This is a genomic window from Pseudoalteromonas phenolica (assembly GCF_005876835.1).
GTDB lineage: Bacteria > Pseudomonadota > Gammaproteobacteria > Enterobacterales > Alteromonadaceae > Pseudoalteromonas > Pseudoalteromonas phenolica_B.
Genome location: NZ_PPSW01000043.1, coordinates 1 through 1,043, shown reverse-complemented (window position 1 = coordinate 1,043; position 1,043 = coordinate 1). Strand labels below are relative to the sequence as shown.

The following is a 1,043-nucleotide window of genomic DNA, read 5'->3' as shown; positions in this document are numbered from 1 at the left end:
GGCGTTGGTATGACTCCCACTGTCAAGTTAAACGCACTGAACCCGCCTAACTTTTTAAGCCATAATTTCTCAACTCGAATTAGAGCGAGTTAACGCATAGGATGAAGCAAGTAATTTCGTCGGTTTTCATGCTGGTATTCGTTGGTTACTCATTTTCATGAGCAGAGCAGACCTTACTTAACTCGACGTGGCACCTGTCTTCAGTCTATGTTCGTGGTTCAATGCAGCGTTAGCTGCATTGCCATCCTAACGCCGTCGGTGGTTGTGCCACACCCGATGCTTGATCCAATGCATTAACTCTAATTCGTTCATATTAAGCCGGTACTCTAGATAATCTTAATTTAGGATTTATCGGAGAGAGTACAATTTGTTTTGCGATTGCCCATATATACGCAATCATTTCACGTGCAATGGCGGTGACAACAAGGTTGTAATGCTTACCTTTATTAATGAGCTTTTTATAACGTTTACATAGTCTTAATTGTGCTTTCCATGCGATATCAACAATCTGTTTTGGTAAGCTTTCTTGTCGTTTTTGTAACTCGGTCGATATGTTGGCAGCATAGCGGTAACTATGAGCACCTTCGACTAATAAGCGCCTTGCACGACCATTACCACATTTAGTAATTGCGCCAATATGGCGTTTGCCACCACTCGAGTGTTCACTGGGTACAAGACCCAGATAACTCATTAATTTACGGGGATGGTCGAAGCGGGTTAAATCGCCAAGCTCAGCGACAACGCCGGTGGCTACAAGTAAACGAACACCTCGCATAGCCTGAATGGCTTTAACAACGGGATAGTATCGCCATTGATAAACATGGTGAGAGAGTTCATTGTCGAGTCGCTCTAACCTATCCATTCGCTCATTTATAGTTTGAATAAACTCTTGTAAAACGATTTGTTGTGCGGGGTGCGGCAGTACAAGTTCAGTGAGCCATCGTAAGTGTTTGAGAGACCAGTTTGCAGTGCCTGCATAGTTGATATTGTTGCGAAGGAGCAGTGCTTTTAGCTGGTACTTTGCATCTTTTAAGTCTTTCATC

Annotated in this window: 1 protein-coding gene; it reads right to left on the bottom strand. The window is 43.2% G+C overall.

What is annotated here, in order from left to right; all coding sequences use genetic code 11:
- Positions 1–313 precede the first annotated feature (313 nt).
- Positions 314–1,043: IS110 family transposase (locus C1E24_RS19480; RefSeq protein ID WP_138484374.1), on the bottom strand; the 730-nt coding region annotated here is incomplete at its 5' end.